Annotated in this window: 7 protein-coding genes; 2 read left to right on the top strand and 5 right to left on the bottom strand. The window is 59.5% G+C overall.

The window, feature by feature from the left end; genetic code table 11:
* Positions 1-5: 5 nt before the first annotated feature.
* The gene (locus ACW9H9_RS21990; protein ID WP_457345187.1) at positions 6-326 is read right to left on the bottom strand and encodes a DUF883 family protein; all 321 of its coding nucleotides are present in this window, start codon (positions 324-326) and stop codon (positions 6-8) included.
* Between the two features lie 165 nt (positions 327-491).
* Between ACW9H9_RS21990 and ACW9H9_RS21995 the strand changes: the two genes are divergently transcribed.
* Positions 492-746, top strand: coding sequence for a hypothetical protein (locus tag ACW9H9_RS21995; RefSeq protein WP_457345186.1), 255 nt, complete (start codon positions 492-494; stop codon positions 744-746).
* Between the two features lie 8 nt (positions 747-754).
* Here ACW9H9_RS21995 and ACW9H9_RS22000 read toward each other — a convergent pair whose 3' ends face one another.
* From ACW9H9_RS22000 to ACW9H9_RS22010, 3 genes are read right to left on the bottom strand one after another with little or no spacing between them, the layout of a single operon-like run.
* Entirely contained in the window at positions 755-1,303 is a 549-nt protein-coding gene (locus tag ACW9H9_RS22000; protein WP_457345185.1) for a GNAT family N-acetyltransferase, read from the bottom strand.
* 18 nt (positions 1,304-1,321) lie between these two features.
* Positions 1,322-1,786 (bottom strand): LEA type 2 family protein, encoded by a 465-nt coding sequence (locus ACW9H9_RS22005; RefSeq protein WP_457345184.1) that lies wholly within the window; start codon positions 1,784-1,786, stop codon positions 1,322-1,324.
* 10 nt (positions 1,787-1,796) lie between these two features.
* Complete coding sequence (locus ACW9H9_RS22010; RefSeq protein WP_457345183.1) at positions 1,797-3,128, bottom strand: nucleobase:cation symporter-2 family protein; 1,332 nt, start codon at positions 3,126-3,128, stop codon at positions 1,797-1,799.
* A 216-nt stretch (positions 3,129-3,344) separates the two neighbouring features.
* Here ACW9H9_RS22010 and ACW9H9_RS22015 point away from each other — a divergent pair, with 216 nt between their 5' ends.
* Positions 3,345-4,970: a methyl-accepting chemotaxis protein gene (locus tag ACW9H9_RS22015; RefSeq protein WP_457345182.1), complete on the top strand. Its 1,626-nt coding sequence runs from the start codon at positions 3,345-3,347 to the stop codon at positions 4,968-4,970.
* A gap of 151 nt (positions 4,971-5,121) precedes the next feature.
* Here the strand turns inward: ACW9H9_RS22015 and ACW9H9_RS22020 are convergent.
* On the bottom strand, positions 5,122-7,601 hold a 2,480-nt coding region (locus ACW9H9_RS22020; RefSeq protein ID WP_457345180.1), incomplete at its 5' end, for a hypothetical protein.

Genomic DNA, 7,601 nt, shown 5'->3' on the forward strand with positions numbered 1-7,601 from the left:
GCCGCTCAGTTGCGCCGACCCAGCAACAAGCCCACCACCAGCCCGAAACCTGCCGAGATGGCCACGGTCTGCCAGGGATGGCCGCCGATATAGGTTTCGGTGGCGTCCACCACGGGTTTGCTGCGCTCGCGTACGTTGGACACCGAATCCAGCGCTTGCTTGAGCTTGAGCGCCACCTGTTCACGCAGGGTTTCGCCTTCTTCGCCCACCAGCGAGGCGCTGCTTTTGAGCAGTTTGTCGGACTCTTCGATCAGCGCCTGAAGCTCGCTGAAGGCCTGGTCCTTGATTTGTTCTTCGACAGCTTGCACGGCAGATTTACGGGCCATTGGGTAACTCCTTGTGGGTGAATGTGACGATGAACAATGGAGTGTCGGGCGGGGGCAAAAGTTGCAGCTTTTTTTATGGGGGCGTAGGCCCCAGCGAAATCCACGTCAAGAAAACACGGCCTACAGTGTAAGATGTCACCCATTTTGTGCAGCAGGTACGTCACCATGAGCTTCAATCTGGCCAACAAGACTCTTGCCGAGCGCGCGGCGGTGGAAGATGAAAAGTCCCGTCTCTACGAGTTGTGGCAGACCAACCTGGGCAAGGCCAAGGGCGAGGCCGCCCGGCTGTTCGGCGAGCGTGCCAAGCGCAAGGGCAAATGGGCCGAATGGGTGCGTGCGGAACTGGACGGCATGTCGCCGCCGGAGTTCTCCAACATGGTGCGCAGCGAGGTCAATAAATTGATGGCGGCGGCGAAGTAACCCCGCGCTCATCCACGGCTGTTCAGCCATTCTTCGCGGGTAATTTCCCAGATGTCCTGCGGGAACTTGCCCCCCACGAACGTGCCTTCATCGCTGCGAATCAGGCGCATCCCGGTCCGTTCGGAAAGCCGCCGCGAGGCCACATTCGGCGCAGCCTTCGGCACGCGCAGCAGGGGCCGCTCGAGCACCATGAACCAATACTCGGTCACCGCCGCGCTGGCTTGCGCCATCAGCCCTCGGCCTTGCCATTGCGGGCCCAGCCAGAAACCCCGGTTGTTGTCGACTTCATCCATCAGGCTGACGTTGCCGATCAACTGCTGCGGCGCACTTTTAAGACGGATCGACCAGTGCCATTCCTCACCCCGGGCGATGGCCGGCAAGGCGACGGTTTCCAGGTAGTGGCGTGCGCCGTCCGCCGGGTACGGCCAGGGCACTTGCGCGTTCAGGTAACGCACCACTTCCCAGTGAGGAAACTGCTGCTGGATGGCGTCGGCGTCGTCCAGGCTCAAGGGCTGCAAAATCAGCAGCTCGGTGTACAGCGTCGGTAGCGGGTCCATCCGTAGTCCTCTGCGTGTTTACCAGGTGTTGCCGGGGTTGGGCAGGTTCAGCGTGCCGTGCTCCACGAACCGTTGGGTGCCGAACACGCCGCCCGCCAGTTTGCCCCGCAGCACGTAGGGCAGGTTGTCGAACGATTGTGTCTGGCTCAGGCCCAGGGTCTGGCGCAGCACGGAAAAGGCCGACACGCTCACCGGCACCGTCAGCAAGGTTTCCGAGAAGCGTGGGATGCTGCCTCCCTGGTCACTGACGCCCGAGGCCAGCGGCCGGCCATTGACGTCCAGGTCCAGGGCCACGCCGCTGTAATCGATGGTGCTGTCGTTGGGGTTTTGCACCCGCAGTTTCACCGCAAAGCGCACTTCCAGGTCCTGGCTCGGTAGCGGCTCGATGCCCACCACGTTGATGTTCACCGGGTCACGGTCCGGGAACAGCGCGCAGCCGCCCAGGGTGAGAAGCAGTGCCGACAAAACCAGGAACTTACGCATCAAAGGACCTCTATGGGTGGGGGACGTCCGGATCCTGCATGACTTTGAGGGTAGAGGATTCCGGATCGAATTCATCTTCTTGCAGTTCTATGAACTCTTCAGGCAGGAAAATGTTCAGCAGGATCGCGCAAAAAGCCCCCACGGTAATCGGCGACTCGAAGATGTTGTGCAGCGCCTCTGGCAGTTCGCGCAGCACCTGCGGCACCGCCGCCACGCCCAGGCCCATGCCCAGGGAAATGGCCACGATCAGCACATTGCGCCGATGCAGGCCCGCCTCGGCCAGAATCTTGATCCCCGCCACGGCCACGGTGCCGAACATGATCAGGGTGGCGCCGCCCAGCACCGGCTTGGGCATCAGTTGCAACACCGCGCCAATCACCGGGAACAGGCCCAGCAGCACCAACAGGCCCGCGATAAAGTACGCCACGTAACGGCTGGCCACGCCGGTCAACTGGATCACGCCGTTGTTCTGCGCGAAGGTCACCATGGGCAGGCTGTTGAAGGTGGCGGCCATTACCGAGTTCAGGCCGTCGGCCAGCAGGCCTGACTTGATGCGCTTGATGTACAGCGGGCCCTTGACCGGCTGTTGGGAAATCATCGAGTTGGCCGTGAGGTCACCGGCGGCCTCCAGCGGTGAAATCAGGAAGATCACCGCCACTGGGATAAACGCCACCCAGTCAAAAGAGAACCCGTACTTGAACGGCACCGGCACGCTGACCAGCGGCACCTGGGGCAAAGCCGCCAGGTCTACGCGGCCAAGCAGCCAGGCGACCACAAACCCCAGGGCCAGGCCGATCACGATCGAACCCAGGCGCAGGAACGGGTTGTTGAAGCGGTTCAGCACCACGATGGTCACCAGCACCAGGGCGGCCAGCCCCATGTTGCCGGCCGCACCCAAATCGCTGGCGCCAAAGCCGCCGGCCATGTCGGTGACCGCCACTTTGATCAGCGACAGGCCCATCAAGGTGATGATGGTGCCGGTCACCACCGGGGTGATCAGCTTGCGCAATTTGCCGATGAACTGGCTCAGTGCCACTTCAATAAACGCCGCGAAAAAGCAGATGCCAAAGATCGTCGACAGGATCTCGTCCGTGCCGCCGCCCCGGGCCTTGACCATGAAACCGGCACTGAGAATCACGCTGATAAAAGAAAAACTGGTGCCTTGCAGGCACAGCAGCCCCGAGCCGATGGGGCCAAAGCGGCGCGCCTGGACAAAGGTGCCCAGCCCCGACACGAACAGCGCCATGCTCACCAGGTAAGGCACTTCGCTTTCAAGGCCCAGCACACCGCCCACGATCAGGTCGGATTTATAGCGGGGGCGAGGGGTTTGAGCGTCAGACACGATGCAGGCCCGGGTAGGAAATGGAGGCGCAGGATGCCAGAAACTACCGATCGTCAGAAGTCTGAAAAATTATTAAACCTGCCCCTGCATAAAATCGCCGCGCGGGCGATATCTCCAATAGGCCCACAGACCAATTAAAACAGTGGTGCCCCACGGTGTGTCGCGCACCGTCATGTGGCAGGGACGCCGGCAGCCATCATTCTTCGAGAGCTTTCTATGTCCCTTCGTAATCTGAATATTGCACCTCGAGCTTTTCTCGGCTTTGCGTTCATTGCGTTGCTTGTCGTTGTATTGGGGATGTTCGCGGTCAACCGCATGGCGCTTATACGTGAGGCGTCGGTGGACATGACCACCAACCAGCTGCCCAGCGTTGCGTACCTGGGCAACCTCACCGAAAACGTATTGCGCCTGCGGATTCTGTCGTTTCGTGTGCTGGTCAATCGCGAGTCGGCGGGCCTTCAGGAAGCCCAGACGCGCATGGGCGTGCTGACCGACAACATTCGCAAGGCCCAGGCCAATTACGCGGTGTTGCCGGAGGGCAACGAGGAAGCGGCCCTGTACAAGGCGTTTTGCGAAACGCTGGACAACTACCTCAAGGCCCAGGACGAAATGCTCGCCCTGTCCCAGCAAAACAAGATCGAAGAGATGCGTGCCTTGATCAACACGCGCGTCAAGGACGGCACCGACAAGATGGGTGAGCAGTTGAACAAACTCATCGCCATCAACGCCGCCGACGCCCGCAAGGCCGGAGACGAGGCCGGGCAGAGCTATAAAGACGCCATCACCGGCATCATTGCCGTCTCGGTGATCGCCGCCTTGCTCACCGTTTTGCTCGCCTGGCTGCTGACGCGCAGCATTGTCAGCCCCCTGCAAAAGGCCGTGGCGGCGGCGCAGACCATTGCCGACGGCAACTTGAGCCAGGCCATCGATGTCGACGGCAAGGACGAACCGGCCCGCCTGCTCGGCGCCCTGGCCACCATGCAAAGCAACCTGCGCCAGACCATCCAGCACATCGCCGGGTCGGCCACGCAACTGGCTTCGGCCGCCGAAGAACTCAGCGCAGTCACCGAAGAAGCGTCCAAAGGCTTGCAGCAACAGAACAACGAAATCGACCAGGCGGCCACGGCGGTCAACGAAATGACCGCGGCGGTGGAAGAGGTGGCGCGCAACGCGGTGTCCACCTCCGAGGCCTCGGGCCAGTCCAACCAGGCCGCCCAGGAAGGGCGCGACCGGGTGGTGGAAACCGTGGGCGCGATCCAGACCATGACCCGCGATGTGCAAGACACCGCGCAACTGATCGAGGGCCTGGCCACCCAAGGCCGTGACATTGGCAAGGTGCTGGACGTGATCCGTGCGATTGCCGAGCAGACCAACCTGCTGGCCCTCAACGCGGCCATCGAAGCGGCGCGGGCCGGTGAGGCCGGGCGCGGTTTTGCGGTGGTGGCCGATGAAGTGCGCGCCCTGGCGCACCGCACGGCGCAGTCGACCCAGGAGATCGAAAAAATGGTCGCCGGCATTCAGAGCGGCACCGGCGAAGCGGTGCTGTCGATGCAGCAGAGCAACCAGCGCACGCAAACCACACTGGAACTGGCCCGTGCCGCCGGGGTGGCGCTGGAGCAGATTACCCAGTCCATCAGCCTGATCAACGAGCGCAACCTGGTGATCGCCAGCGCGTCGGAGGAACAGGCGCAGGTGTCCCGCGAAGTGGACCGCAACCTGGTCAATATCCGCGACCTGGCCACGCAGTCCGCCGCAGGGGCCAACCAGACCAGCGCGGCCAGCCATGAGCTGTCGCGCCTGGCGGTGGATTTGAATGCGATGGTGGCCAAGTTTGTGATCTGACGGCTGCCCGGCGTGTGGGTGGACCAGGTTCGCCGGTCGCCCACCCGCCAGTGCTGCCAGCGGTGCGTTCGCGAGGTATTGATGAACGTCGTCGCGCCAGGTGTGGGTAGGCGCAACCTGGCCGATCAGCTTCCCGGTTGCGCCGATGCGTTCACTGCTCTGCTTTCAACTTTTCCAGCGACGCGAGCTGTTGACGGACGCGTTCCTGCATCATCAGGTGCTTACCCTCCGCCATCAACGACGGTGCTGTCGGGACGGTGCCTTCGTGGTTGAGGAAGGTATCAGGACTTTGCAGCTTGCCCTTTTCGAGTAGCGTCTTGAGGGTATGAAGACATGCCTGAGCGATGTGAACATCACCGGCGTTAAGCCGATTTTGAATAAACAACACCCGCGTTTGGCTGTCCATCGGCAGAAAGAGTTTGTCAATCAGTTGCCGCCGGGTGTGCGGCGTTTGCTGTTGAAAAACCGCATCGGGAATGCGGCTCAGGTTGGTAATGCGAAGTAGCATCCCGCTGGTGGTTTTATCCGCCATATTGAGAATGCGCTGGATCCCCTGATTGATGTTTTGCTCGCCGCCGCGCTTGATAGTTTCCAGCGCAAGAAACTGATTGAGCTGCAGAATGCCCTCACGCGCGCGGGGAGAAACCCCCGGCAGATCGTTTTTCAGAAAAGCGTCCAGCAGGTCACCGAGCAATTTCATGTCGTTGTCACCCAGCTTCGCTTGCGCACTATAGCTGGCGTTATCAACCAGCCAATTAAGCTGATTGACAACCGACGCCAGTTTGTTCAGCACAAACGCGCCACCCTGATTTTTTGTTTGCGCAGACAAGCGTTTTTGTAAAACGCTGTCGCCGGTTGCTAACGCCGGGCGCTGCTGGCTGGCCACTTTGGCGATTTTTTGCGTCAGTGAGAGCGAGGCCATTTCTTCAGGCGAGGTAAACACGCCGCTGTCTCGCAGGATTTTCTCGATTTCCTGGCTTGCGTCTTTGCAACACCAGGACTTTTCAGAAGAGGCCATGAGCCGTGAAGCCATGTAAAAACGCTCAACCAACTCCGCTTTACTCTCCATTCCGAAGGTCAAGCGCATAATGTTGCCGGTTTCTTCATCGGGCTTGTAAGAAGATTGCGTGCTTTCCAGATAAGCAAAGCTACTGCGCGCCCGTACGTCCATTGTGCTTAATAACTCACCTTGCGAGTGACTGTAAACTGTCGCATCGGCACTGCCGCCCATAGTGAACTGATGTGATTTATCCGTGGCGCAATCTAATACGATAAAAGGCAGGCCGGGTTGCCAGGCTTTTACTGGGGAGAGCCCGTCTTTGCCATTAAAAAGTTCATCGCGGACAAACTGTGCGTTTTGTGCCGCTTTCTCCAACAAATTGAATTCACCGGTGCTGTGTTTTAACAGGTGAATTAAAAGTTGTGAATCGTCGTTGTTGGCCCAGCCCAGTTGTTGCTCCTGACTGCCAAGGGCGGCTTGCAACTTATTATTATCCTGCGTGTTAGCCGCCAGCAGGGCGACTGAACCGGATTGGGTTTTCGTGAGCCCAAGGTTGCTGTATTTCTGATAGCTTTTGCACAGCAAAATACGCAGCTTGTCGCTGGCTATATCCGAGGCGAATGTGGTGGCGATTTTCGATAAATCGCCTCGTTTTTCAAGGGTTGAATCCAGTATCAGCGTGAGCGGCGTTGTTGCTCCGGCGCGCTGCTGTAGCTGCGTCTTTAAACTGGCCACCAGGTTTTCTACGCCCCAGCCGTGCCCGTCTTGCAGGGGGGTACTGTGATTGAGCGTGGCGTAGGTCGTCGCGTCGGCAACATAGTGGTTACCGGTCTTTTTAAGCAGCTCGGCGACCTCAAAATAGGTCGGCGTTTCCACGTTGCCAGCCCGATCGCTTGCTAAGGTAAACGGCTGGTTCGCATCGCGCTGCTCGGCCATTTCCAGCCCGACTGACAGTGCCTGCATACCCGATGAGAACAGAAAGGTTGGCGGCACATTGGGCATTTTGGCCAGGTACTCCGGGCCAAGACGCTCTTTCATCTGTTGCTCAGTCGCCTGCTTAAAGTCCTTATGGGTGTAGGGCTTGCACAGTGTCATGATCACCATCAGTTCTTCGGCGATCGCCCGGTAGCAGTCGGCAAAGCTGATGCTGTCATGGGTGAGGGATGGCATGGCCTGCGTCATCGCTGAAAGCGTGTTTAGCGCATCAGCCAAAATATTCGGATTAAAACGTTGCGTCGGTTTCGATCCGCCAGTCTCTTGGGCAAGCAGTTGCGGGTTTGCCAACAAATGATTGACCAGACTATCGACCAGGGTTGCCGTGGTTTGCGCTAGCGCGTGGCAGGGATGCTGCACCGGTATTTGCCTTAACAGCGCGGTGCCGGAGCCTGCAGGTTGACCGAACAGCGCTTTAAGCTGGGGCACGCAGTTGCGGTAGTCAAAGTGCTGGGTTTTGTCTACGTCGAGGGTGGAGCGTATTACCTGATAGGCTGACGGGCGGGCGCCCAAGTATTGTAAAAGTTCGGGGTTAGTCTCGAAATCGTTGGTCGGCGAGGCGTCGTCACTAGGTGCGGGCGCATTAGGGAAATCCTGAAGAAGACTTCCAAATATGGTGAAATACGCCGATCCCGTTG

This window comes from Pseudomonas sp. SDO5215_S409 (genome assembly GCF_054071325.1).